The sequence below is a fragment of the Acinetobacter sp. YH1901134 genome, assembly GCF_013416965.1.
Taxonomy (GTDB): Bacteria; Pseudomonadota; Gammaproteobacteria; order Pseudomonadales; family Moraxellaceae; genus Acinetobacter; species Acinetobacter amyesii.
In genome coordinates, this window is record NZ_VPEW01000011.1 from 99978 (window position 1) to 125584 (window position 25607).

Annotated in this window: 28 protein-coding genes; 16 read left to right on the forward strand and 12 right to left on the reverse strand. The window is 40.9% G+C overall.

Annotation, left to right across the window (positions count from 1 at the left end):
• Positions 1-8: 8 nt before the first annotated feature.
• Complete coding sequence (locus FTV50_RS12225; protein WP_180024569.1) at positions 9-1136, reverse strand: Re/Si-specific NAD(P)(+) transhydrogenase subunit alpha; 1128 nt, start codon at positions 1134-1136, stop codon at positions 9-11.
• Between the two features lie 940 nt (positions 1137-2076).
• On the opposite strand from FTV50_RS12225, the gene FTV50_RS12230 reads away from it, so the two are divergent.
• Both FTV50_RS12230 and FTV50_RS12235 read left to right on the forward strand, forming a co-directional pair.
• Positions 2077-2994 carry a DMT family transporter gene (locus FTV50_RS12230; protein WP_180024570.1) on the forward strand — a complete coding sequence of 306 codons (918 nt, stop codon included), beginning with the start codon at positions 2077-2079 and terminating at the stop codon, positions 2992-2994.
• Between the two features lie 123 nt (positions 2995-3117).
• Positions 3118-4314, forward strand: coding sequence for an MFS transporter (locus tag FTV50_RS12235; RefSeq protein WP_180024571.1), 1197 nt, complete (start codon positions 3118-3120; stop codon positions 4312-4314).
• Positions 4315-4369: 55 nt separating this feature from the next.
• Here the strand turns inward: FTV50_RS12235 and FTV50_RS12240 are convergent, their stop codons facing one another.
• The 3 genes from FTV50_RS12240 to FTV50_RS12250 form a co-directional block, all read right to left on the reverse strand.
• Positions 4370-5014: a HEPN domain-containing protein gene (locus tag FTV50_RS12240; RefSeq protein WP_180024572.1), complete on the reverse strand. Its 645-nt coding sequence runs from the start codon at positions 5012-5014 to the stop codon at positions 4370-4372.
• Between the two features lie 97 nt (positions 5015-5111).
• Positions 5112-5522: a hypothetical protein gene (locus tag FTV50_RS12245; protein ID WP_180009025.1), complete on the reverse strand. Its 411-nt coding sequence runs from the start codon at positions 5520-5522 to the stop codon at positions 5112-5114.
• A gap of 186 nt (positions 5523-5708) precedes the next feature.
• On the reverse strand, positions 5709-7124 hold the full coding sequence (locus FTV50_RS12250; protein WP_180024573.1) for a methylenetetrahydrofolate reductase C-terminal domain-containing protein: 1416 nt from the start codon (positions 7122-7124) through the stop codon (positions 5709-5711).
• 284 nt (positions 7125-7408) lie between these two features.
• Here FTV50_RS12250 and dusA point away from each other — a divergent pair, with 284 nt between their 5' ends.
• Complete coding sequence (gene dusA / locus FTV50_RS12255) at positions 7409-8440, forward strand: tRNA dihydrouridine(20/20a) synthase DusA (protein ID WP_180024574.1); 1032 nt, start codon at positions 7409-7411, stop codon at positions 8438-8440.
• A gap of 118 nt (positions 8441-8558) precedes the next feature.
• On the opposite strand, the gene FTV50_RS12260 is transcribed toward dusA, so the two are convergent.
• Together FTV50_RS12260 and coaBC are read right to left on the reverse strand one after the other, a co-directional pair.
• Positions 8559-9080: a hypothetical protein gene (locus FTV50_RS12260; protein WP_180024575.1), complete on the reverse strand. Its 522-nt coding sequence runs from the start codon at positions 9078-9080 to the stop codon at positions 8559-8561.
• A gap of 389 nt (positions 9081-9469) precedes the next feature.
• Complete coding sequence (gene coaBC, locus FTV50_RS12265; RefSeq protein WP_180024576.1) at positions 9470-10741, reverse strand: bifunctional phosphopantothenoylcysteine decarboxylase/phosphopantothenate--cysteine ligase CoaBC; 1272 nt, start codon at positions 10739-10741, stop codon at positions 9470-9472.
• A 112-nt stretch (positions 10742-10853) separates the two neighbouring features.
• Between coaBC and radC the strand changes: the two genes are divergently transcribed.
• Entirely contained in the window at positions 10854-11567 is a 714-nt protein-coding gene (radC, locus tag FTV50_RS12270) for a DNA repair protein RadC (protein WP_180024577.1), read from the forward strand.
• Positions 11568-11630: 63 nt separating this feature from the next.
• A complete protein-coding gene (locus tag FTV50_RS12275; protein ID WP_078191309.1) occupies positions 11631-12542 on the forward strand; it encodes a bestrophin family protein in 912 nt (303 codons plus the stop codon).
• Positions 12543-12996: 454 nt separating this feature from the next.
• Here the strand turns inward: FTV50_RS12275 and FTV50_RS12280 are convergent, their stop codons facing one another.
• Positions 12997-13848 carry a PHP domain-containing protein gene (locus FTV50_RS12280; protein ID WP_180024578.1) on the reverse strand — a complete coding sequence of 284 codons (852 nt, stop codon included), beginning with the start codon at positions 13846-13848 and terminating at the stop codon, positions 12997-12999.
• Positions 13849-13892: 44 nt separating this feature from the next.
• On the opposite strand from FTV50_RS12280, the gene FTV50_RS12285 reads away from it, so the two are divergent.
• From FTV50_RS12285 to mnmC, 4 genes are read left to right on the forward strand one after another with little or no spacing between them, the layout of a single operon-like run.
• Positions 13893-14504: an inner membrane-spanning protein YciB gene (locus FTV50_RS12285; protein ID WP_078191311.1), complete on the forward strand. Its 612-nt coding sequence runs from the start codon at positions 13893-13895 to the stop codon at positions 14502-14504.
• A 28-nt stretch (positions 14505-14532) separates the two neighbouring features.
• Positions 14533-14835 carry a YciI family protein gene (locus FTV50_RS12290; RefSeq protein WP_111885436.1) on the forward strand — a complete coding sequence of 101 codons (303 nt, stop codon included), beginning with the start codon at positions 14533-14535 and terminating at the stop codon, positions 14833-14835.
• A gap of 5 nt (positions 14836-14840) precedes the next feature.
• Entirely contained in the window at positions 14841-15356 is a 516-nt protein-coding gene (locus FTV50_RS12295) for a hypothetical protein (RefSeq protein WP_180024579.1), read from the forward strand.
• A gap of 37 nt (positions 15357-15393) precedes the next feature.
• Positions 15394-17349, forward strand: coding sequence for an FAD-dependent 5-carboxymethylaminomethyl-2-thiouridine(34) oxidoreductase MnmC (gene mnmC / locus FTV50_RS12300; RefSeq protein WP_180024580.1), 1956 nt, complete (start codon positions 15394-15396; stop codon positions 17347-17349).
• A 34-nt stretch (positions 17350-17383) separates the two neighbouring features.
• On the opposite strand, the gene FTV50_RS12305 is transcribed toward mnmC, so the two are convergent.
• Positions 17384-17698, reverse strand: a complete 315-nt coding sequence (locus FTV50_RS12305; protein WP_180024581.1) for a rhodanese-like domain-containing protein — start codon at positions 17696-17698, stop codon at positions 17384-17386.
• A 92-nt stretch (positions 17699-17790) separates the two neighbouring features.
• Here FTV50_RS12305 and FTV50_RS12310 point away from each other — a divergent pair, with 92 nt between their 5' ends.
• From FTV50_RS12310 to FTV50_RS12320, 3 genes are all read left to right on the forward strand, one after another.
• Positions 17791-18279 carry a YajQ family cyclic di-GMP-binding protein gene (locus FTV50_RS12310; protein ID WP_078194203.1) on the forward strand — a complete coding sequence of 163 codons (489 nt, stop codon included), beginning with the start codon at positions 17791-17793 and terminating at the stop codon, positions 18277-18279.
• Positions 18280-18306: 27 nt separating this feature from the next.
• Positions 18307-18810, forward strand: coding sequence for a DUF4442 domain-containing protein (locus tag FTV50_RS12315; RefSeq protein ID WP_180024582.1), 504 nt, complete (start codon positions 18307-18309; stop codon positions 18808-18810).
• 132 nt (positions 18811-18942) lie between these two features.
• Positions 18943-19443, forward strand: coding sequence for an ester cyclase (locus tag FTV50_RS12320; RefSeq protein WP_180024583.1), 501 nt, complete (start codon positions 18943-18945; stop codon positions 19441-19443).
• Between the two features lie 66 nt (positions 19444-19509).
• On the opposite strand, the gene FTV50_RS12325 is transcribed toward FTV50_RS12320, so the two are convergent.
• Genes FTV50_RS12325 through FTV50_RS12335 form a run of 3 tightly spaced genes read right to left on the reverse strand, consistent with a single transcriptional unit; the run spans position 19510 to position 21279 of the window.
• Positions 19510-19929 carry an acyl-CoA thioesterase gene (locus FTV50_RS12325; protein ID WP_078191328.1) on the reverse strand — a complete coding sequence of 140 codons (420 nt, stop codon included), beginning with the start codon at positions 19927-19929 and terminating at the stop codon, positions 19510-19512.
• Positions 19930-19950: 21 nt separating this feature from the next.
• A complete protein-coding gene (gene trxC / locus FTV50_RS12330; protein WP_078191319.1) occupies positions 19951-20382 on the reverse strand; it encodes a thioredoxin TrxC in 432 nt (143 codons plus the stop codon).
• On the reverse strand, positions 20383-21279 hold the full coding sequence (locus FTV50_RS12335; RefSeq protein ID WP_180024584.1) for an alpha/beta hydrolase: 897 nt from the start codon (positions 21277-21279) through the stop codon (positions 20383-20385).
• A 124-nt stretch (positions 21280-21403) separates the two neighbouring features.
• On the opposite strand from FTV50_RS12335, the gene FTV50_RS12340 reads away from it, so the two are divergent.
• The 4 genes from FTV50_RS12340 (at position 21404) to FTV50_RS12355 (ending at position 25020) form a co-directional block, all read left to right on the forward strand.
• On the forward strand, positions 21404-21739 hold the full coding sequence (locus FTV50_RS12340; protein ID WP_111885430.1) for a TIGR01244 family sulfur transferase: 336 nt from the start codon (positions 21404-21406) through the stop codon (positions 21737-21739).
• Positions 21732-22154: a beta-lactamase hydrolase domain-containing protein gene (locus FTV50_RS12345; RefSeq protein WP_180024585.1), complete on the forward strand. Its 423-nt coding sequence runs from the start codon at positions 21732-21734 to the stop codon at positions 22152-22154. Before FTV50_RS12340 ends, FTV50_RS12345 begins: the two co-directional genes overlap by 8 nt.
• A 203-nt stretch (positions 22155-22357) precedes the next feature.
• Complete coding sequence (locus FTV50_RS12350) at positions 22358-23557, forward strand: hypothetical protein (RefSeq protein WP_180024586.1); 1200 nt, start codon at positions 22358-22360, stop codon at positions 23555-23557.
• 83 nt (positions 23558-23640) lie between these two features.
• Positions 23641-25020, forward strand: coding sequence for a dihydrolipoyl dehydrogenase (locus FTV50_RS12355; RefSeq protein ID WP_180024587.1), 1380 nt, complete (start codon positions 23641-23643; stop codon positions 25018-25020).
• A 230-nt stretch (positions 25021-25250) separates the two neighbouring features.
• Here FTV50_RS12355 and FTV50_RS16740 read toward each other — a convergent pair whose 3' ends face one another.
• Positions 25251-25427: a hypothetical protein gene (locus FTV50_RS16740; RefSeq protein WP_257223001.1), complete on the reverse strand. Its 177-nt coding sequence runs from the start codon at positions 25425-25427 to the stop codon at positions 25251-25253.
• Between the last annotated feature and the right edge of the window lie 180 nt (positions 25428-25607).

Consider the following 25607-nt stretch of genomic DNA (forward strand, 5'->3'; position numbering starts at 1 on the left):
GATTCTCCTTAACCACGTTTCAGCAGCACTTGGCCGCCATGAGTGACAAGTAGTGCTTTTTGAATTTCTTCTTCAGGGTTAATTGCGAAGTTCTTTTCGCTATCAAACAGGGTTTCAATGAAATTCAAAACGTTACGTGCATACAGTGCCGACGCTTCAGTCGAAACTGTTGAAGGAATATTTGGAATACCAAGAATTTTCACACCATTGGCAGTCACGACATTTTCGCCGCAAACAGAACCTTCAACGTTACCGCCAGTTTCAACCGCCATATCTAGAATGATTGAGCCCGGTTTCATTTTGGCAATAGTTTCTGCTTTGATTAAACGTGGTGCGTCACGACCCGGCAATAATGCAGTCGTAATCACGATGTCAGCATTCGATACGGCTTTATCAACAATAATCGCTTGGTCGCGAATGTAGTCTTCACCCGGCATCCAGCCATAACCATTTTTCGCAGCATCAGCTGCTTTTTGTTGCTCTTCTGGTGACATTGGTACGTCTAACCATTTACCACCCAAAGATTCAACTTGGTCACGTGCTGTAGGACGTAAGTCAGTGGCTTCAACTACGGCACCTAAACGTTTCGCTGTTGCAATGGCTTGTAAGCCTGCGACACCTACGCCCATGATCACAACACGTGCAGGTTTTACTGTACCTGCTGCTGTCATCAGCATTGGGAACATACGTTGATATTCTGCCGCAGCCAAAAGCACAGATTTATAACCTGAGAGGTTGGCTTGAGATGAAAGTACGTCCATGTTTTGCGCACGAGATAAGGTCCGTGGCAAAAGTTCCAATGCAAATGCAGACACGTTTTGTGACGCAAATTGGTCAAGTTCGGTGTTGCGGTAAGGGTCAAACATCCCCACAACGGTGGTACCCGCTGTGAGTTTTTGAATTTCGTCACCTTTAGGCGCACGAACTTTCAAAATCATTTGACTACCGGTATAGGCATCATCCGTAATTTTGGCACCAACTTGTTCATAGGCACTATCGATGTAAGCAGCGTTTACCCCTGCTCCACGTTCAATAACGACGCTATGACCAGCGCTGATCAACTTCTTTACTGTTTCAGGCGTCGCAGCGACGCGATTTTCACCGACAACAGTTTCGGCTGGAATTCCGATCTGCATGAGCGTTCCTCAAGCTAATTTTTCTTAAGTAAACATCGCAATCCGCGATGTCTCCCCTCAGGATGTGTTTTTGTACAATTTTTGGATTCTAATTGAACTTTTTTAAAATACTACCCAATATTTATTTAATAAATACCCATATTTTGAACTCATGATTCATGAAAAGAATAGTGCGATATTTCATTTATTCAGTTTTATTTGTCGATTTATTACTCATTTTTATCCTATTTATAACTTTTTAATATTACTTAAGACCAAAAACATAAATAATTTCGCTGGTTTTAGTGCAGATTGTTTCAGTGCGTTGATCATTGTGACATTTTCATTCGACAACTAATGACCTGAACGTGTCTTGAAAAATCGACTTAAGTCAGGTAAAGCCACTCTTTCATGCAGACTGCATCAGCTCGTTGACTCATTTGACAGTTTTGACGTGCTGACCTGCATTGAAAACTGACTTTTTTCTGCCACAGTCTCGTCAAATCGGTCAGCTTGAATATCCGATGGATTTTTGCGCACGTTTCGGGTTTATTGAGATCTTGCTCTCCCCACCTGATGCTTCGCCTTAACTTAGAATTGACTTTTTTAGCTAAAAAAATAATTTTTTGAATATTTAGCATTATGATATCGCTACTGACTTTCTATCCCTAAAAAACACTATTGCACCATTTGTGTGCAATTTTCACCTTAAATGTTTCTGCCTGATATATTTGACCTGCCGAGTCATGTTGAGATTTAAAAAATTTAAAAACAAATTGGTCATTTCTTCCGCTGTTTTTCATGTTTGATGTAGCAATCCCTTATGTATAAAGGAATAAATACTATTCTTTTTTTGCATTTTTACTCGCACCATGCATTTTTTATAATCAAAATGACAGTTCAAACTTATCGGAACAATGCTGTCGAATTCGTTCAGTCGTCATGAGGCACACCTTATCTTATGTCAAGAAACCTTAGTCCGCACTTCATCGGTGCAATTTTTGCGCTGATTGCTGCCTTCTTGTTTAGTACCAAAGCAATTTTTATTAAGCAAGCCTATGCACTTTCTCCTCTTGTCGATGCCACTGTCCTCATGGCCTTACGCATGATGAGTGCATTGCCGTTTTTCTTGGTCATTACATGGCTGAGTCGACGTTCTTATCAAACGATTCAACGAAAAGATTGGGTGCTCTTACTCATTTCAGGATTAATCGGCTATTACTTTTCGAGCTGGCTCGACTTCCGTGGCTTGATGTATATCAGTGCTTCGCTTGAACGAATTATACTTTTCCTATATCCCACATTAACCGTGCTGGCTTCCGCTGTTTTATTCAAAAAGCCACTAAGTTTTAAAACAATTCTTGCCCTGATTTTAAGTTATGGCGGGACAGTTTTAGTGATGCTACAAGAACAAAATGCCACACCACATGATCAGTACTTTTGGCTCGGATGTAGTTTGGTTTTTGCCAGTGCCGTATTGTTTGCGATTTATTTATTACTCACGCCAGGCCTCATGCAAAAGTTTGGTTCTTTACACTTTACCGGTCTAGCTCTGAGCATAGCCTGCGTTGGGACGATTATTCATTTTCTATTTGCAACACCGCAGCCCATTGCTTTGCTTCAACAACTCCCGAGTCATGTCTGGCTGTATGGTTTAGCGCTCGGACTATTGGTTACCGTACTTCCAACCATTTTGATGATGCAAAGTATCGTCCGACTTGGGGCTGCACAATCGGCTATGATTGCCTCTATCGGGCCCATTTTAACGATTTTACTGGCTGTCGCGTTGTTGAATGAACATTTAAACCTATGGCAATGGGTCGGTTGCGGTCTGAATATGCTGGGTGTCTTGATGATCAGTCTCAGTAAGAAATCCTAAACCCCTACTTGGATACTATTCACAGAGAAACACTTTAAGACCTGTTTGATTTTCCTTATAGTGACCACAACAGCGTGGCAGCAAATTCTTTGCATACGCTTCCGCCCAAAATCTGGAAAATTTATGAAAGCCTCGATCGACATTAGCCATGATAAAACTTTGTTGTGGCTTATGGCTGCTGCATGTGGTTTATGTGCGGGTGCCAATTATTATTGCCAACCTTTAGTCGCTTCTATCCAACAAAGCTTTCAAATTCCACAATCAGAGGTGGCGCTAACCGTCACCTTTGCGCAAATTTCTTATGCTTTGGGTCTACTGTTTATTGTGCCGATTGGCGATATTGTGAATAAAGCCAAATTTATTCCTCTGCTCATGCTTGGTGCAACTGTCGGTTTAGCCCTCTGTGCTTTTTCAACCAATCTATACATGCTTTGGGCAGGAACCATTATCACCGGGCTATTTTCAGTGGCTGCTCAGGTCCTCATCCCTTTGGTCACGGTTGCGATTCGACCTGAAAAAATTGGGGCAGTTGTTGGCTTTTTAATGAGTGGGTTATTGGTCGGCATTCTGTTATCGACCAGTCTCTCTGGCTTATTGTCCTATCTGTTTCATTGGAAATCGATTTACATCCTCAGTGCTCTCTTGATGTTGGTATTAGCCGTCTTACTCAAAAAGCGTCTGCCTGTGGTCAGCATCACACGGATGCCCTACAGCCAAGTTTTCCAGTCAATGGGCGCATTACTCAAACATGAACCGCGGTTAATTTTCCGTTCTCTGATTGGGGGCTGTGTCTTTGCCGCGATGAGTATGCTGTTTTCCACCATTGCCATGTTACTGACTGAGCCACCTTTTCAGTTGGCCGATGTTTGGGTCGGTGTCGTGACTTTAGTTGGTGTGTTTGGTGCCCTATCAACACAGTGGATTGGTCGTTGGGCAGATTTAGGCTTTAACCGAAAATTAACCTGGCTCGGTTGCAGCATCTTAGCCCTCAGTTGGGGACTGCTGTATTTGGGTGGATCATCTCTTGCTTTTTATATTTTGGGCTATGGTCTAATCAACCTCGGTTTGGCAATGGTGCATAGCTGTAATCAAAATATTATTTTCCAACTCAACCCGATTGCACGCTCTCGAATCAATTCAATTTATATGACTTTTTATTTTGTCGGTGGTGCATGTGGTTCAGCTTTGGGCGTATTTGCATGGCATCATGGCGGCTGGACCACCACCTGCATGACAGGGATTGCTTTAGTCATTGCTGCTGGATTTTTTGTATTGATCGATCAACTCTATACTGCGCGGCAACTAAAATATCCACAATGAGAAGTATTCATCACCGCAATAAAGCCACATTACTGTGGCTTTAGTTTTTTTAAAATTAACTAACCTGCACTACGGGATAAAAGGGTTTGCCTAAATCCAAGGTTTCTGCATTTTCCAAAAGAACCACTATAAATACCGGTAAAAGTGCCGACAGTATTGTGCAGCCGTCTTGAAGCTGTTTGCGATTGACCGAACTTTTATAGGTCGCGCCGCCATGAACCATTTGATTGCGTAGCGTATACATGCGATTGAACAGCACCATTAAAATATCAACGGAATCTTTTTCTTTAAGCGCGTGCAGTACTTTTTGTTTTTCATGCGCCAAGCCCTCTTTGCATGCGTCATGGCTAATTTTTTGATTTTGATAATCCCAAAAACCTTGATAAACATAGGGATTATCTAAAAATAACCGTATCGGCTGGCTAAAACGCTCCCATAAAATATTATAGATTTTATGCTCTGCATCCTTTTGGCAAATCACATATAAAAACTGTCTTAAGCTTTGCTTGTCCTGCGCAATCTGTAAGTCTTGCGCATATATTGCGTTGAAGGACACCCACAAACTGATAAATTGCAAATCGAGATCATCTTGAAGATCAATCGACTTTTTCAGCCAACTTAAACCTCGATGAATGCGTAAATTAAATTGGTCGGTATGTTCCGACTTTTTACTTTTGAATATTTCTTCAAGTAGCATCATGCCTGCTAAATTCCAATGGATAATTCGTTTATTTTTCTACCATTTGAACTTAGCGCAATTGTTTACCAGCATGCAATCAAAATATCTCTGTATTCAACTATTTGGTTTCATCTTGTGTGAGATAGGTATAACGTTCTAACAGATCATTTTCATCAAAAATCAATTCATAAGACATTTTCTTTCCATTAAAAACGGATTCGGCAGGTGTTCCTAAAAGTTCCCATAACCCCACGGTCGCCACATCTGCTGCACCATGCCAAAACGCACGTCCGACTTTACTGGCAGTCGAATAACCTTGGGTAAAAGTATAAATTTCATAGCGTTTGCCATTTTTATATTCAGAGGTGATCGGTGCGCCAAATTCAGCAATCACCAAGTTACGAGACAGCCCTTGTTGAATCATTTCGGTATTTTTCTTGTTTGGCTGCTTGCTTGCCATAACAACAGAACAGCCTGTTGTGCCTGACAATGTGAAAACTAAAGCTATTCCTAAGCAGGTCTTTTTCATCATGTGGTATTCCCCAAATTCTTCACATTTCTATTTTTAATTTTTGATTTTCATCTGCTGTTGATCTTAATTGTTTATTTCATCTTTTTCATTTTTTTATACGACTATTCGTCTGATTTTTAGAATGATTAGCGCCTGAAAGATTCACATTTATAAAGTTTAAGACTGAATAATGCTTTAAGTGAATTAATGTTCTGTTGGTGGCGATGTCGGTGGAACGAACCAGTTTTTCCAAGAACTACTGTGCCGAGTTTCAATTGCAACGGTAGGGATGAGCTCTTGCTTCAGCATTTTTTCTTGACCGACGGCTTTCGCCAACCGCGCTTTGACCGAGTGTATACATTTACGGTCTTCAAACTCACAGCGGTCAAGGTTGGAGCCACCACAGGGTCCATTGGCTAATCCTTTGGGGCAGGTTTCTGGGCAAATATACAAGGTTTCACCTAAACGACATTGTCCGCAACTTTCACAGCCCACGATGCCATGTTTACTGATAAATTCTGTTTTCAGCAAGGCCGCATCAGCTTTCGGTTTTTGCCATAATTTGGCCGAAAAAATATAAGATCCCGCCCCTTTGGCCAGTTTTGAACTAAAAAATAACTCATGCATGACATGCATACTTTTATATTTCAAAACCTGTTCAACTGGAGCCTTATGGTTATTTACTCCCGTCGGTTGGAAGTTCACCTCAACACTAGAGCGCCAAAGCATTTTCCATTTTGCTAAACATTGTTCAAACGTTAATGTGGCAAATTGCAGAATTGCTTTTTGCAACTTCTCTTGTTCTTCTGCTTTATGGCAAGCCGACAAATGAACCCCTGCATAGCCCAATTGCTGACACATTAAAATTTGTAAGGCACAGCGGTCATAGACATTTTGTTCAGCTTGTATGACATCAGTTTGCTGTTCTTGTTGCAAAAAATTTAATACATCTGCTGAAAGCACGATGCCTGCAACTTTTTGCTTGGCCATAAAACGGGCACGGGCAAATGTCAGCGGCATGACACAAGCCAATACAGGTATACGTGGATAATATTGCTGCATATAGCGTTGGTAACTGCTCAACACATCCATGTCAAAGCCCAACTGTGTAATCACATAGTCAGCGCCAGCTTGAATTTTTTTATTCAGTTTAAAATACTGCGCATCCTTTTCTGCTTCTGCATATTTAAAAGGATTAAATGCTACCCCTAAATAAAACCCGCCATAGTCTTTGGCTGCCATGACTTGATTGACCGACTCTAAATAACGGCTCCGTAGAGTCGGATCATTTGCCCCATCCTGATGCTGCTTGAGTTTATCACCACTGAGCAAAAGTAAATTCTCTACCCCGTGCTGCTGAGCATCTTTCAGAAAAGTTTGAAAATCTGAGATATCTCGACCTTTACCCGAATAATGCAGAATTTTTTCAATGCTTTGAGGGTAGTCTTGCATTGCTTCTAAAGGAGCAATATCCGTGTCACTTTGTACTCGGTCAGCCAATGTCATGCACACAGCAAAGCCTGCAAATGTCGTTGGGACCAAATGCGTTTTTTGCGTCGTTAGATATTCAAACGAGATACAAAACTGGCGTTGCAATAGATATTGGGAAAATAAAGACATAAAGGCAGGCAGTTAAATCTGCTGAGAAACCATACTATAAAGTTTATAAAATTATAGATTAATCACATAAAAATTTAAATTACTTAAGCCACACTTCCGACTCTTTCTGGCCTGACCTTGAATATGACACGCTAGCAAGACCATGCCCCAAACCACAATTTATGCTAATATTGCGCGCGTCTTGAAATGCGGTTTTTTTCATCGTATTTCGGACTGCTTTTGGTATTTCTTCACCATTTTCCATTTCGTTCTTCCATCTTATTCTTTTAAGGCGTGTTTTTTTAATGACTGATCTCCAACCCATTGAAAATAAACTTCAACCACGAATTAGTGTTGCGCCAATGATGGATTGGACGACTCGTGACTATCGTTTCTTTGCACGTTTGTTTAACCCTAATGTGATTCTCTACACCGAGATGGTCACCACAGGTGCGATTTTATTTGGTGGTGCGAATCGTCATTTGGACTATAACAACGAAGAACACCCGATTGTGTTACAGCTTGGCGGTTCAAATCCTAAAGATTTAGCAACTTGTACCAAGATGGCACAGGACTGGGGCTATGATGAAGTGAACCTCAATGTCGGCTGTCCGAGTGACCGCGTTCAGAACAATAAAATTGGCGCATGCTTGATGGCAGAGCCTGATTTGGTTGCAGAATGTATTACTGAAATGCGAAATGCTGTTGATATTCCAGTGACCGTGAAACACCGCATCGGGATTGATGACATGCAGTCTTATGAAGAAATGCTGCATTTTGTTGATACGGTTGCAAAGACTGGCTGTAACAATTTTATCGTGCATGCTCGTATTGCCCTGTTGCAAGGTTTGTCGCCAAAAGAAAACCGTGATGTGCCACCTTTACGTTATGAAGATGTTTATCGTCTGAAACAAGAACGTCCAAATTTATTGATCGAAATTAATGGCGGGGTGAAAACCTTTGCTGAAACACAGCAACATTTACAACATGTTGATGGCGTGATGATTGGTCGTGAGGCTTATCACAACCCCTACTTATTGGCTGAGATCGGTCAGCTTTGGGATCTCGAATTACCTAACCGTTTCGATATTATCGATCAGATGCTGCCATATATTGCGAAACGCATGGAAGAAGGTGCGCCACTTTCTATCATTACCCGTCATATTTTAGGTTTATTCCAAAACCTACCGGGTGCTCGAAAATGGCGTCAGGCTTTAAGTGGTGGCAATGCCAAAACCTTTGCCGATGTGGAAAATGCCATCCAAAATATTAAGGATGCAATGCAACGTACAGAAGACTATTTACGTGATCATCCTAAAGTCGTTTTAGAAGATTAATCTTCTAAAAGTAAAAGCCCACTATTTTGCGGGCTTTTTTATTTTCATGCCTCACAAAGTACGTGTTTAGCAACATCGTCACAACTCAGCTAAATCATCTAAACAGTCACATCATTGCTCAATGACTATTGACCGTAATGTTCCCTTTGGGAAAAGGTTCATCATCATAGCCAGTCCATTGATAATCGGATGGATCTTCTTCCTCACGCAAACCCACGTAACTCTCAGGCGTCGATGTAACAGGTTCAATTTCCTCGGTTGGTTGTTCCAATTCTTCAACCAAATGATTCAACTCTTGATCTAACTGCGCCTGATATTTTGCAATTTCAGCTTCGTCAATGAAGGCAAATTGTTCTTCATCTATTTTCCATGCATAGCCTTGCAAATCTTTGTAAATCTCAACCAAAACAGTGTAAGGCTGACCATCGTATTGCAACGTCGCCTGAGCCTTAAAGCTTAATCCCTTACGCTCTAATACTTTTATATTTTGAATCCGTAAATGGTACTGCCGATAATCTGGATTCTGATCAAACTCGTGCTGCATCTGCTGCTCAATCTGCCGAGATAATTCATCTGTCGAGACAAAATAGCTACAACCAGTCAAACTCAACAGTAAAAAAATGGTGAGCCATCGAAACATATTGCATCCCCCATGATGCATTTATTCTTGATGAAAAAGTCAGGCCGATCACAGATTATGATCCAAACATTCCTCATTGTTTGCTTCATAATAGCCAATAAAACACACAGTACAAGCCAAATTATCAAGATTTCTCAATTTTATATTTAATTTTGATATCAATCACTTAAATTGCATTTTTGATGTTTTAAAACACTGACAGCCTTGGTCTTTTGCTGACATATTTTTGTTGAAAATGACCATTTTGGTAGTGGTTTCCTAGCCTTCAAATTTTCAACATGAAACTGAACCCATCGTAATTTATCCAATATAGAGCCTTAAACAAAACATCATAAAAGCGCCATAAAAAAACCCCGAACAGTGCGGGGATTTTGAGGAATCAACTGAAATTATTCATCGTCCGTTTCAGGCTCATGATGTAGCGCATCATGTATAGCTTCCACCAATTGCTGTGCAATTTCTTGTTTTGACGCTTTCTCTAAATCACGCTTTTCCATTTGATATTGATCTGCGAAGAACACGGTCATGGCGTTTTCATCAGAAGCAAAACCAATATCTTTACGTGAGACATCATTGCACGCGATCATATCGAGTTTTTTCGCCACAAGTTTGCCTGCGGCATACTCCTCGACATTGCGTGTCTCGGCAGCAAATCCCACCATAAATGGACGTTTTGACTGCTGCGCAATCGTTGCAACGATATCTGGGTTTTTAATTAATGCCACATTGAGTTCATCACCAGCTTTTTTGATTTTATGCTCTGCAACTTCTGCCACGCGATAATCGGCAACAGCTGCTGTTGCGATAAAAATATCACAGCCTTCATCTAACATTTGCAGACTGGTCTCTAACATTTTAATTGCAGACTGCACATTAATCCGTCGTACACCATTTGGTGTATCTAAACTTACGGGTCCTGCGATCAGCGTTACTTTAGCACCAGCCGCATAACAAGCCGCTGCCAGTGCGAACCCCATTTTACCTGTGCTGTGGTTAGAAATATAACGTACAGGATCTATCGACTCACGTGTTGGACCCGCTGTAATCGCCACATGTTTGCCTGCAAGCATGCCAAATTTTTCAGCAATGGCTCGCTGTGCTTGATGAAAATAGGCCGCCACTTGATCTGCCAAATCTTCTGGCTCAGGCATACGTCCTAAGCCCACATCTCCACATGCTTGAGAACCGGCATCGGGCATGATCACATGTACGCCATCTTCAACCAGTGTATTTAAATTACGCTGTGTCGCTTTGGCTGCCCACATTTGCTGATTCATTGCTGGGGCAACCCAGACCGGCGCTTTTGTCGCAAGATAAAGTGTCGAAAGAAGATCATCTGCTAAACCCGCCGCAAATTTTGCCAGCGTGTCGCAACTTGCAGGAGCAACCAATACCAAATCAGCCCAACGTGCCAATTCAATATGTCCCATGCCCGCTTCTGCTTCGGGATTGAGTAATTCGGTATGCACAGGATTGCCTGAAAGCGCCTGAAACGTTAGCGGGGTCACAAAGGCTTGCGCACCTTGAGTCATCACCACGCGCACATCAAATCCGGCATCTTTTAATCGACGGACAAGAATGGCACTTTTATAGGCTGCGATACCACCAGTGACACCTAAAAGAATATTTTTTGTGGGCATTACACTTAAATCAAAGCTCACGAACAGGCTACCTATCTGTTGCAGTGGCGCTCACAATAGCATTAAATATGCACTGACCCAACAATCTGCTGTGAAAAAGCCGATTGACTGATAATAAAAAAGTCTAAGAATAATGAATAATTCAATTAAAAATTGGCCTGAACAAGAGCGCCCACGTGAGCGCCTGATTCAACAAGGCGCACAAAGTTTATCCGATGCTGAGCTACTGGCTATTTTCCTACGCTCTGGTTCCCAGCAGCACTCTGCTGTCGAACTCGCACGAGTCCTGATCCAACATTTTGGTCAGTTGCAAGCGCTAATGAATGCGTCACTTGAGGATTTGCGCCAGTTTCATGGCATCGGAAACAGTAAATATGCGCAGCTCATGGCGGTAAAAGAACTCGGTAAACGCTATGTGAGTCAACATTTTCAAAATGAAGCCTTGCACTTGCAACACTCTGAACAATTACAAAATTTTCTTCGCTTTGAATTTTTAGCGGAACGTCAAGAAGTTTTTGGCGTGCTCTGTCTAGATGCGCATTTAAGAAAAATAAACTTTAAAAAACTTTTTTATGGCAGCCTCAATACCTGTGAAATTTCCATCAATCAACTGCTGCGCTATGCCATTTCTGAACACGCCAGCAGTATTGTCATTGCACATAATCATCCTTTCGGTCGTGCAGAACCCTCTGCTGCCGATCTGGAATTGACTCGACTCATTCAGCAGGCTTGTCAGCTGGTAGAAATTCGACTGATCGATCATTGCATTATCTCAACAGAAGGGAGTTTTTCCTTTGCTGAACATGGCTTGCTCCAAGCACACTCATCTGCATCAAACAGTTATTGACAAGCGCTTGAGCAAACCCGAAGATCATCATAATTTTTTAAAACTAGAAATTATCATTCGAACATGATCGTCCGTGACCAACCGAGTATTTTTAAACTGCTATTTTCTTGGCGAGGAACGATTTTACCTAAGGTTTTACCGCCGCTTGGGATCGTTATGTTGCTGTCTGCCATTGTGGGCGGCTTATCCTATGTCGATATCTTCCATTTTACCGAATTTCCTTTGGTCGGCTTTACCCTAATTGGTGTCGTGCTGTCGATTTTTTTAGGCTTTAAAAACTCAGCCTGCTATGACCGTTGGTGGGAAGCTCGGCGTTTATGGGGCATTTTGATTGCCAACGCGCGACATTTTGACCGTGACTGCCGTTTACTCAGTCAAGGTCGTCGTGAACGTGTGATTCAACATGTGATCGTCTTTGCCAACGTTTTACGTGACCGACTCCGCCATCAAACCGCCAATCCCACTGAACTGGTTGAAACCAGCGGCATGAGTGCGAATGCCATCACCCAGTTATACCAACAGGCCAATGCACCGCAGTACACGTTGAGTTTGATTCAATGGGAGCTAATGCAAGCGCTCAAAGATGGTGAGATTTCAGACATTATTTATACCCAGATGAATCAGCATGTGATGGAACTCAGCACCGTACAAACCGGCTGTGACCGTATTGCCACCACGCCATTACCATTTGCTTATTCGGTCTTGCTGAATCGAACCGTTTATTTTTTCTGTTTTGTCTTACCCTTTAGCTTGGGTTCTACTTTAGGTCTTGCGACCCCCCTTTTGGTGGGGATTTTGGCCTATACCTTTTTAGGCTTAGATGCACTAAGTTCAGAGATTGAAGAGCCCTTCGGCACACAGAGTAATGACTTACCTTTGGACTCGATGGTGCGTACTATTGAAATTGAATTACTTGGGACTTTAGGAAAACCCACCCCACCACCGATTCAAGCCAAAGATCATAATTTACTGTAATTGATCAATGGGTCTAAACCCTCGCTTACATAGCCTTGCGTACACTTTTTTGTACATCGAAGATATGTAAGCAATTGATGTTACGCAGCAAGATCAGAAGCGTAATTTGATTTAAATAAAAGAACGATACGCGGCAAGGTCATCCGCAAGTGTTTGAGTCAGGACGACTTCTAATCAAAAATGTTTTTGCAGTACTGTGAATAATTTAACGGTAATGATCGAGTTTTGCGGTGAGGAGCACTGCTCTGCAAGATGGTTTCCTTACGAAGCACGCTTCTCACTTTATCGAACGAGAAACAATGTGTCGTAAGCGTACCTCCAGCCGAAGGCTAATCCCTATATTCAATCTCTAGATGCAAGACTCCGTCGAATCGACTCAAAATGATTTTTAAAAATTCAAAATTACTTTTATGTGCCTAACATCTCTAAGTAAGGAAAATCTTAGAGAACGACTTTAAGCAAAGCTCTCCCAAATTCCAACTTGCCCCTCTTTCACTCGAGGGATGTTGCCAAGTTTAATCCATGGCATATTGTCACCATGAAAATCACTGCCAACAGAAACTTTCAAGTTAAAGGCAGCAATCATACGATCCACCATTTGACGAGTCGATAATGGCTCAATTGCCGGTGGTAATTCCACTGCATCACCGCCCGCTTCAGCAAAGATTTCAATCAAATAACGAATATTGGTCGCAGATAAATCATAACGCGTTGGATGCGCCAACACCGCAAAGCCACCACTGGCATGAATCACCTCAATGGTTTCAGCAAGACTCGGACCTTCAAATTTTACAAAGGCTTTTTTGCCTTCTTTAATATATTTATCAAAAGCTTGTTGTGGACGCGCAACCACACCCTTTTCCACCAAAGTTTTGGCAATATGGGTACGTGTTACCCGATCTGGAATATGGTCGACTTTGGCAACCACATCGCTATAAATATCTTGACCAATTAACGGTATCAGTAAGTCACAAATCTGCCGAGCACGTTCCGCTCGAATACGCTTTTGATCCATCAATAAGGCTTGTATGGGCGCAGGATTTTGCATATTTAAAGCGACGATATGCACACCATAACTTTTTTTGGTCGCAGGTCTCGACCACTGGCTGGAAATCTCCACGCCAGAGATTAATTGTAGCTTTAATTCATGAGCGACTTGCTCTGCTGCCAACAATCCGTCCATCGTATCGTGATCAGTCAAAGCCAGCGTATGAATTCCAATAGCACTTGCGGCCTGCACCAAAGCCTCTGGTGACAAAGTACCATCAGAAATATTACTGTGTGTATGTAAATCTACGCCTTGCATCTCTATACTATGTCATTTATTTGATCAGATTTAGATACTCTAACATGAAAGCACTTTTAGACTTTGTGCCACTCATTATTTTCTTTTATTTATATAAAACTGTAGATCCAAAAGATACGCAGCACCCATTATTACAATTGATTGGTTCTGCTGGGGGTGTCGATAACAATAACATTCTTGTGGCAACATCAGGTCTCATCATTTCCATGCTTGTGGTTTATGGTGCATTGTTTGTGATGCAAAAATTCCGTCTAGATAAACAACAATGGATTGTGTTGTTCATGACCGTGATTTTTGGTGGTATTACCCTGATGCTAAGCGATGATTTTTATATTCGGTTAAAAGCCGTTTTACTGAACTTAGTGTTTGCTGGGGCGTTTTTACTTTCTCCACTGTTTAGTAAAGATAAGAAACCACTCATCGAACGTTTATTTGGTCCAGTCTTAAATTTAACCGCTGTCGGTTGGAAACGATTGAACTATGCATGGGCTGCAATGTTCGTGGTGATGTCATGTTTACACACCTTTTTCGCTTATTTGTTTGCAGACGGAAAATATTGGGGTGAATTCACTGCTTTTGGTGACATGATCGTGATGTTTTCCTTTATCATTATTCAGTTTATTGTATTACGTAAATACTTTAAGACCTCAGAATAATCCATTCGGTCAAAAATCAGGAAAAGTCATGCCATTATTCGTCGTAAGCTGTACAGATAATGAAGGTACAGTAGAAAAGCGCCTTGCGGTTCGTCCTCAACATCTTGAACGTCTACAAAAACTTGATGATGAAGGTCGTCTGATTGTTGCAGGTGCGATGCCTAAAGATCCGGCAAACCCACAAGCTGGTTTTTATGGCAGTACGATCATTGTCGATTTTGATAGTCGTGAAGACTTAGACCAATGGTTGGCAGATGAACCTTTCCTCAAAGAAGGGGTTTATGGCCAAATTGATGTCAAACCATTTAACAAAGCATTTCCTAAAGGATAAGGTTCATGCGCGTCGTTGTTTCTAGTTTACTGGGCTTATCTTTAATTTGTTCAACTGCATGGGCTGAAGAATCGGCTCCTGCACCTGCTGTAGCCCCTGCTGCTCAAGCAACGACTGCAACACCTCCTCCCAATCCTGTGCCGCATACCATTCCTGCCAATAAACCGGGCATCATTAAAGTGGCGGCAACCGTCAATCCTAATGGTCAACCTCAAGATGCAAATCCATTGACCATTGAGCAATTGGCAAAAAATAAAGCGCTGCAAGATGCCAAAGTCAAAGCGATGGTCAAAGACCAATCTGTACGCTTACAACAGTTAGAAAAAGCTAACCTTGAAGCCTTGGCGCAAAACCAAGAATTACAACTTAAAAATGATAGCTTGGGCGTACAAGTACAAGTGCTGCAAAGTGAACGTAGCGCGCAGATGTTTTTATATGGTGGGACCACTCTTGGTGTTGGCGTGATTTTAGGTTTCTTATTGGCCAGTTACGTCTATACCAAACGTCGTCGTCAATGGTAATTCGTTTTTCTACTTCAATTTAAAGGTTGCTTGAGTTTTGTCAGGTGCAATTCAGACTGCCGATCTCGATTGGCAAATGATCGATGGCATTGATATTCCAGTGTCTAAACAGTTTGGTGATGTGTATTTTTCGAAGGATAACGGCCTACTCGAAACACGTCATGTGTTTTTAAAAGGGAATGACCTCGACACTCGCCTTGCGGCACTGACTGATTTTGAATATTTCAGTGTCGGCGAAACAGGTTTTGGTACAGGCTTAAATATTTTGGCCTTGTGGCAATTATGGCAACAGGTTCGTCCAGATAATCACAGTCATCTGCATGCTATTTCTGTAGAAAAATTCCCTTTATCTAAAGTAGACCTCATTCGTGCATTAAATGCATGGCCTGAATTACAACCTTTGGCACAGCAACTGATTGCGCAATATCCTGAACCTATTGCGGGATGTCATCGACTCAATTTTCCAGAAGAACGTTTTTCCATTGATCTTTGGTTAGGCGATGCACACGACGTTTTTCCCGTCATGGCAAAAACTGCTACAGTCAATGCATGGTTCTTGGACGGTTTTGCACCCGCCTGTAATCCTGACATGTGGGAAGAAAACGTACTCAAAAATATCGTGCGTCTATCAGACATTGGGACTACCTTCTCCTCATTTAGTGTGGCAGGTGTACTGAAACGCGGCTTACGTGAGCATGGTATTACCATTACACGACCTCGTGGCTTTGCTCATAAGCGTGAAATGCTCAAAGCCTTTTGGCTCGCACCTGAAAAGTTAGATAATCAATCCAATGCTGCTGACTGTCCCACTTTAGACGAAAAAAAAAATCCTGAAATCACTGTAGGTCATAAGCCCCGTCAAATCGCGATTATTGGCGCTGGCATCGCAGGTTTAAGCTGTGCTTGGGCATTTGCTCAACGCGGGCATCAAGTGCGTATTTACGAGAAATCAGCACCACTCAGCGGTGGGTCGGGTAATCCTCTTGCCTTACTCAACCCTAAACTCTGTCCAATTGAACAAAGTGCTGAACATTTGATGACCTTGAGCTGGTTATATGCACTCAAGCATTATCAAAACTTCAAGGCATTTCGTCCCTTACAGATTCACCAATCTATTTCAAAAAATAAAGCAGAACACCTAGATTTAGCTCAAGCTTATCCTTCAGAGGTATTAGCTGCTGAAGAAGGCACGCTAAATCAATTAGCCTCAACATATCCAACCCTGCTCCTCAAACAAGCAGGCGCAGTCAGTCCACATCAGCTTGGTGACCAAATCTTGGCACATCCACACATTGAATTGTTACAAGCAGATATTCAACGCATTGAGCAACAACAAAATGGCGTTGCGCTATTTACACAGGATCAGCAGCTTCCATCTGCCGAGCATGTCATTCTCTGTGCGGCACGTGACAGTATGCAGCTACAAACAGATTATCCAGAACTGCGTGCCATTCGTGGACAAGTCAGTTGGTTGAACAATCCAGCTCAACAAATGGATATGCATACCGCCTATAGTTATGGGGGCTATTGTATGCAACTGGATGCCGAACAGATGATTATGGGCGCGTCATTTTATCCCGGCCGTGATGACACCGACGTTCTCACAGAAGATCATGTGCATAACTATGAACTTATCCACAGTGTATTCCCCGACTTTGCCAAAACCTTAGCACCGATTGAGCAATGGCAAGGACGTGCCGCAATTCGCGCACAGACAAAAGACTTTTTCCCAGTAATTGGTGCAGTCCATGAAGATCAGCAAATTTATAGCTGTAGTGGACTCGGTTCTAAAGGTTTCCTGTATGCCCCGCTCTGTAGTGAAATCATTGCCGCGCTGGTCTTAAAAGAAGCCTGCCCTATTCCAACACAGCTACTCGATAAAATTCATGCAGCACGTTTTATACGACGCGCCAAAGCCAAACAAAAAACTAAGAAGCCTTATTTTCAGGGTCAGATGCCGTCATCTCCACCTCAAAAAAATAACCTGCAATAAAAAAGCGCCTTTCGGCGCTTTTTTTGATTCGATCTCATTTCCCTTGTTCCAAAGGAAGACCGGCATCACGAGCAGCACGCGTGCCGCCCATTAAGATTACATATTCACGTGAGCTGTCAAAACCCTCTAGTAACTCTGCTGCACGTGGAGCTTTACTTCCGCCACCACATAAAATGTAAATGGGTTGATCCGTTGACACCTGAGTCAGTGCATCTGATGACAATGCGTTGATCGGTCGGTTAACCGCACCTTTCAGATGTGCTTCAGCATAAGCACTTGCATCGCGAACATCCCAGATAATCGAGTCTTCTGGGAACTCAAATGTTGTAATTTCTTGTTTACGGATCATTGCACACTCCTTTTGATGTAAACAACACTTGGCAAATGAAGAAAACATCCCTAGCATCTCAGATATTCTTTCCCTTTGTAAAGGTCTAATCTATGCCTTCTTTTGATATTGTTTCCGAATTAGAAGTTTTTGAAGTAAATCATGCAGTTCAAAACACGCAAAAAGAAATAGCGACGCGTTTTGACTTCCGTGGTCAAGACGTTTCAATTGAGTTAAATGAGAAAAATAAGGAAATCAAAATCTCAACAGAAAGCGATTTCCAATGTGAGCAAGTGTATACCATGCTCGAAAATCATTTCTTCAAACGTAAAGTTGACATTCAAGCACTCGATCCACAAAAAATGACGGCTTCTGGTAAAAACGTCATTCAAGTGATCAAACTAAAAGACGGTCTTGACTCTGATACTGCAAAAAAAATCAATAAAGCCATTAAAGAAAGCGGCATTAAAGTGCAATCTTCTATTCAAGGCGACAAAATTCGTGTGACTGACAAGAAACGTGACACTTTGCAACAAGTGATGGCGTTCTTAAAAGAGCAACAGTTTGGTGTGCCGCTTCAATTTAATAACTTTAAAGACTAAGGCATTACATTTGCCATAGAGGACGACATGACACGACCAAACCGCCTACATAAAATCGTAAACGCATCATCTAAATTACCGAAAGGTCTTCAGAGTCGTTTGCTCAGTCAAGCATTTGGTCGCGTCGTGCCTATGGTCGGTACTGCTAAAATTCGTTATCAACATGTCAGCCCTGAGCGTGTTGAGGTGAGCATCGCTAATCATAAGGCGATGCAAAACCATATCGGGCAAGTACATGCCTGTGCCATGGCGCTGATCGCCGAAACAGCCACAGGCTTTGTCACAGCAATGAACGTCCCAGACAGTGCCATTGTCCTGATTAAAAGCTTCAAAGTTGATTTTAAACGTCCAACCCAAGGTGGGATGAAAGCCATCGCAACGCTTACACCCGAACAGCAACGACAAATGCAAAGCACAGAAAAAGGTGAAACCTTAGTACAGGTCTTAGTCACCGATGAATCTGGTGAAGCACCGATTCAATGTGAAATGCTTTGGGCTTGGGTGGAAAAATCCGCTCTGAAAAATAAATAAATGTAAATAAAACTTACTTTTAAGTAAGTATAAGTTTTACCAAATTTCAGCAAAATCAAGACTGTTTTTTACTATTTATACGCCCTAATTCCGCTCAATATGCTTGCACGACACAAATATATTGAGCACTTTATGAAAAAAATCATTCCCCTTTCACTCATCAGCATGGTGGTGTTTTTAACTGCTTGCCAAAGCACAATTCCTGCTACGCCAACGACTCCAAATCAAGCGGCTGATAGCAATATTCAAACCAGCCAAGCGGCGGAAAATAAGAAAATCGTCATCGATTTTTATGAAGGTGTCTTTCTTAAACATCAGGTTAAGACATATGCTGACCGATATATTGGCAATCAATATATTCAACATAATCCGCATGTACCTGATGGTAAGGCGCCATTTGTCGATTATTTCACCCAGTATTTTAAACAAAATCCTGAAGCAAAAAACCAGATTAAACGTGCCGCTGCCGAAGGTGATTTGGTCTATTTACATGTGCACTCTACGCAGAATAATCAAGACCGTGGAGAAGCCATTATTGATATCTTCCGTGTTGAAAATGGCAAGATCGTCGAACATTGGGATGTGCAACAGAGCATTCCTGAAACCAGTGCCAACTCAAACTCGATGTTCTAATTTCTCCGTCACTATTCATAAAAAAGCCACTCGATTGAGCGGCTTTTTTATTGCGTCTAACTTTAATTAAGCTTGATCTGCAGCAAATTTAGCTTTTGCATCCGCAGGAATTTGACGCTTAGCACCTTTCACATCCACAGCGACAAATGTAAATACACCTTCGGTTACACGAATTGGATCACGTGAACTGTCGTGACTATCCCAAACTTCAATCTGCATTTGGATAGAGGTATTACCCACTTTTAAAATTTTGGTATATACACTGATGACATCCCCGACTTTCACTGGAACAAGGAAGGTCATTTGGTTAATTGAAATCGTTGCACAGCGTCCTTGACTGAAACGCTCTGCGTGAATTGCACCGGCCAAGTCCATTTGTGACACGATCCAACCACCGAAAACATCACCACTCCAGTTGGTGTCTGCAGGCATCGCGATGGTTTGTAGGGAAAGCGTTCCTTCAGGTTTTACATGAGTTTCTGACACTTTAGCTCCTGGCGCTGACATTTATTGAGGTAGATTTAACTGCTGGTTGAGCCATTGTTGTAACTCACCAGCACGCATTGCACCACTTATTCTAGCAATTTCGTTGGTTTTATTCATCAAAACCAGTGTAGGAATACTACGAACATTAAATGCACCGCTCAATCGAGGGTTTGCTTCGGTATCAATTTTGGCAAAAACCACCTTCGGATTTGATTTTGCAACTTGTGCAAAGTGTGGCGCCATCATCTTACATGGTCCACACCATTCAGCCCATAAATCAATCAGCACAGGTAAATCACTATTGCTAATAAAGTTGGCAAAGTTCTTTTCATTCAACTCGATGGGCGCCAATGGAATCAATGCTTGATGACATTGACCACATGCAGGTCCAACTTCGAGTTTTTCTTCAGGTACACGGTTTTTTGCACCACATTCAGGACACACAACGATCATTTAGCTGACTCCAACATGTTGATGTAAAAATTCTAATTGGGTTGCCATGGCTTTTTCAAACCATTGCCCATGATAAATATCAAAATGTTGCATTTCCCACTCATAATATTGCACATACGGTGCAATATTGGTCACAGTTTCTCGGCTTGATTCGATGGGAATCAAACTATCTTCTTTTGCCGCAATAAAAAGTACTGGTATGCTAATTTTACGGACATCCAATATTGGGCGATAACGGATTAACTTAAAAAAGGCCCGAGCCGGAATTTCGCCACTCCAATAAAAATCAGGATTTACAATCGATAAATAGCCCGCATAACTATCTTCAGACTGTAAAAAACACAATCGATGTGGATCGACTACAGGCAAAGTCGTTGGACTCATCCCAACTTTAGACCCCATATAGTCCTGACTCGATAATTTTAACGCTTTGGGTAATTGCTGTAGGGGATACAATTTTGCACTTTCAGCGCCGTCGACAAATGGTACTTGTACCATTACCGCTTTAATATTTTTAAGCTCTGCCGCCAAACTGAGTACATAGCCACCACTCAGCGATGTTCCCCATAATACAATGCGCCTTGAATCAATCGATTTACGCTGCTGTAAATGATCGATCATGGTCCGCCAATCTTCAAGTTGAGCTTTAAGGTTCACTAATTCTCTCGGACGCCCCGTGCTACCACCCCAATAGCGATAATCAAACAATACGACAGCATAGCCCGCTTGTACAAAGCGCTTGGCATATTGCACTAATTTAAATTGGCGTAATGCGGCCAAACCATGCGCCATCAGAATGACTGCAGGTTTTTCAACAGATTTTGGACGATAAAAGTCAGCAGCTATAACATCTTGTCCGCTTTTGACATACAGTGGTTCGACTGTATAGGCGTGCATACGCGCTCCATTGCGTTATTTTATGGTTGTAATCGCTTATAAAAATTTAAGAACATTCTGCTCAAGTTTGTGCTTAATGCTATCATAAAGCATAAATCTATGAATTAAATTATGGAGTGACTCAATGAGCGAAAATGTTGGTTTTGCAGGTCAAATCGGCCCAGAACATGTAGCGCAAGTGGTTGAAAAAGGCTTTAAATCGATTATCAATAACCGCCCTGACATGGAAGGTGGTCCTGAGCAACCAACCAGTGCTCAAATTGAAGAAGCAGCTCGTACCGCTGGTTTAGATTATGTTCATCAACCGGTTGTTGCGGGTCAAATTTCTGAGCTAGATGTCCGTAACTTTGCTAATCATTTTAATGAATTGCCAAAGCCAGTTCTCATGTTCTGCCGTACAGGTAACCGTTCAAATAATCTATATCAACTAGCAAAACAGATGGATCTTTTGGATGACTAAGGCTTTCATTCAAAAAGCTTTATTGATCGCAACGTGCATTTTTTCAGCACCTACATTTGCAGACAATAACAGTCAGCCCTTAAATGCAAATTTAAGTGTCTCTGGACAAATGACCACAGATAAGTTTTCAAGTTTACTCAAACAACTTAAATTTAAATCTGTAATTGTGAATCGACCAGATAATGAGGCGGGCAATGAAGTGACTGTTTTACAGTTACGAGGCATTGCGGAAAAGTCTCATGTGAGTGTTGTGTATCAACCTGTGCAAAGCGGTAAAATTTCTCAAACAGACGTGAAAGAATTTGCCAAATATTATAATGAGCTTCCTAAACCCATTTTGATGATTTGTCGTAGTGGCTCTCGTTCGACATCTCTTTTCAATCAAGCTAAGGCTCAAGGTTTGCTCAATGACTAAATTCGTGTTTGTAGTTTTATTTACAACGTTGTTGCTAACAGGGTGTAATTCTATGAATGTACGTCCAACCGTTGGTGTAAGTGTCGGGACTGCACTATAAAATGACGAATATAAAGATGGCGCTATTTGCGCCATTTTTTATGTGTGGTATCTTTACGCAATATAACTTTTTCTATACATAAATAACTATTTTGGGGTACTTCATGAAATTCGTTCAAGGGACACTTGTACTTACTTTAGCAACGATACTTACTGCTTGTGGTGGTGGCGGTAGTGATGGATATTTTAATAACGAAGGAACAGATTCTTCTAATCAAAACAATAACAATGGTGGTACAACAACCCCAGCTGAAACAGCAAAAGCACAGTTAGAAATTTTAAAACGTGAAGGGCAATATTTATTCGGTAATTATGATCCTAACGATGCATCAACAGCAAAAGGCTATATTGATCATTCAATGGATACATTTGCACAAGGCCCATTACAATTAAGTTTAGATATTAGAAAAATAAACTTAAACTCATATAAAAATACTTATCACTACAGAGATAAATGTTTCTATTTAAGTAAAACTGACTATAGAGCATGTTATGTTTTTATTGGCGAAGATATTAAAAATATCTTACCGGGTTATGACAACTGGGATTTCGATATTACAGCTAATGATCTAAAAAACATCAAATTACAACATGATGAAGTGACACCAAACTTAGAAGAATATGAATCCAATACTCGCATTTACGTATTTGAAAATGAAAATGGAGATAAAAATTTCCATGATGTAACAATTACTGGTGCATTTGCTTATCCATTTCAACAGTCTTGGGGAATACAACAAACTCAACAAAAAAGGTTTGTTTTAATAAATGGCAATACAAGCGACTATAAAATTACAACAACAGCAGTAGTTACGGATCCAGAAACTGGTGATGATATTGAACGTGAAGTAACAACAGGTGCTATCAGTATTTACAAAGATCTCTCTTCTCTCGATGGAGATTTATACAATATTCAATCTGGATCAGGATTTAATGTATTAATTAACGATAACCCAAATATTCCTTTTGCAGAACCAATTTCATTCGTATTAAACTCAACACCAGGTACCACAAGTTCAGCAAGTTATCGTGTGAAAGCTTCAGGTGAACAAGAACTAATTTTACCTAGCATCACAACAATCGATGGGACTCGAGTTGAGAATGAAGCCTCTAGTTTAAATAGCCAGACATTTACTGGAAGCATTAAATTAACAGGGACGAATATTTTGAAATTTAAACAAGCTACAAGTGGTAGTCTTAGTTTTGAACATGCTATTAATGGAATAACATTCAAAGGTTCATCTACTAATAATGCAGGAACTGTAAGTACAAGTTTAACATTACCTTCTGGTATTAAATTTTAAGTGTAAAAAAATGCAATTAAACCCTCTATACTGAGGGTTTTTTTATATATTAGATCTAAACTCATGAAATGAAGCATATCCAAATGTACGACATCATCATTATCGGTTCAGGAACAGCAGGCATTTCAGCCTATAAAGAAGCAATTAAAAAAACACAAAATCTTCTTATCATTAATGATGGGCCTTGGGATACTACCTGTGCACGCGTTGGTTGTATGCCAAGTAAAATACTTATCTCTACTGCCAACCGTATGTACGAAATAAGACATGCAGATAATTTAGGACTAGATGTCAAAAGTGAAATTGATACCTCTAGCGTCATGCAACATGTTCAAACCTTACGTGATCGTTTTACAAGAGCCACGTTAAAAGATGTTGAAAGTTGGCCAAGCCAACATAAAATTTCAGGTAAAGCTGAATTTATTGATTCAAATACCATTCAAGTAAACAACCAAACATTTAAAGCCAAGTCATTTATCCTTGCTGTAGGTACAACTCCTGCTATAGATGCTGAACAAAAACAAATATTAGGCGATAAATTAATTACATCAGATCAAATATTTGAGTTAGAACAACTACCAAAATCTGTCGCAGTTATTGGAAGTGGCGTGATCGCTTTAGAATTGGCTCAGGCTTTAACACGGCTTAATGTAAACACCACTGTTTTTGCACGTAGTCGAAAAATTGGCTCATTGACTAGCCCCATATTACAAAAGCTCGCACAGGAAGAGTTAAGTAAAGAATTAAAGCTAAAGTTTGAAATTTTACCTGAACATTACTCTCTTGAAGGCGATCTAGTTCATTTAACCTATACTGAAGAAAACGTACAAAAGTCGCTACAAGTTGACTATGTTTTAGCTGCAACTGGCAGACGTACATTATTAAATACCTTAGGTTTAGAACGTATAAGTGCAGAATTTAAAGATATTAAAAATTTACCGATCAATCCGGATACAAAGCAACTAGCTGATTATCCAATTTTTATAGTCGGTGATGCACATACCAATACCCCTATCCAACACGAAGCAGCTCATGAAGGTAAATTTACAGTACAAAACTGTTTAAACTTTCCACAAATTAAATCCATCAAGACGCTAACCCCTTTAGGCATCTTATTTTCTACACCACAAATGGCAACTATTGGTCAAAGCTATAAGCAACTACAAGATAAAAACACAGAATTCGTCATTGGTTTCGTTTCTTACGAAAAACAAGGTCGTGCGATTGTTGCTGCTAAAAATAAAGGGGCTGCCGAAGTATATGTGGATACAATTAACCATACACTATTAGGAGCTGAGCTATTCTGTGCAGAAGCTGAACATTTAGCACATTTACTAGCTTGGATGATTTCAGAAGAACTAAGCATACATGAAATTTTGGATAAGCCTTTCTATCATCCAACGTTAGAAGAAGGGTTAAGAACAGCATTAAAGCATGCAAGACGACAGCTCAATCAAGCTTAGTCTATAAATGTCTCAGGGAGTATAGTAACCACTCATATTCCCTGAAGAAAACCCTGCGATAAAAGCATATTCGATATAAAATTGAGTCAGATTCAATCCATATAAAACCAAACAAACCACTACAAAGACCACCAATGCTGACATCACACGCGCAGCTTTATGTTCTGCCTGATTATATTTTGATGTTTGAATTACCACATTTTAATTTATTTCGATTGATATAAAACTGCTTAAAAATAGGCAATCGAATAATCAAAAATATGCATCAGCACAATACCTATAAACCAATGCAAACCTGCAACCCAATAATTAAATAACAAATGCTGTGGATGCATGACCACACCGATCAGAATCAGCGATAAGACTAAATTTAACAGTAAGTAGTTCGGATAAAATTTTCTGTACATCAAGAGTTTATAATTATTCTATGAATGATTTCAGACTATATCTTTTCTCCGCACATAAAAAAACACCCCCTGAGATATCAGGGGGTGTTTTCGAATAATGAGCTGGCGATGACTTACTCTCACATGGGTAACCCCACACTACCATCAGCGCTAAGAGGTTTCACTTCTGAGTTCGGGAAG